The organism is Bacillus sp. 05T31, from assembly GCF_056396725.1.
The window spans coordinates 1-461 of sequence record NZ_JBFTMA010001371.1; the positions used below are offsets into that span (position 1 = coordinate 1).

The 461-nt window shown below is 31.7% G+C and carries 1 protein-coding gene; it reads left to right on the plus strand.

The window, feature by feature from the left end; translation table 11 throughout:
- On the plus strand, positions 1 to 461 hold a 461-nt coding region (locus AC1DJR_RS33355), incomplete at both ends, for an NAD(P)-binding domain-containing protein (RefSeq protein WP_477004607.1).

A 461-nucleotide genomic window follows, 5' to 3' on the forward strand; every position in this document is an offset into this window, starting at 1 on the left:
GTCTAATTTTGAAGTGTTAAGAAAAAAAATTGAAGAGAAAACAGCAAAAGTAGGTGTAATTGGTCTAGGTTACGTAGGTCTACCACTAGCATTAGGCTTTACTAAAGCAGGATTTAGTACTTATGGAATTGATATAAATTCTAATAAAATAAAATTACTCCAATCCGGACAATCATATATAAGTGATGTCGAAGGTATGGAAGTTTCCCAATATATTAATACAAACAGCTTTTTTCCTACAACTGATTATAGTGTACTGAAAGAGCTTGATGTTGTAAGTATATGCGTTCCTACCCCCTTAAATAAGAATCAGGAACCTGATACATCGTATATCGTTAATGTGGTGAAACAGATTAAAATATATATCGAAAAACCTTTACTTATTATACTGGAAAGTACGACTTATCCAGGTACTACAGAGGAACTTATTGAACTAGAAATAAAAAAGAGTGGTCTTATTG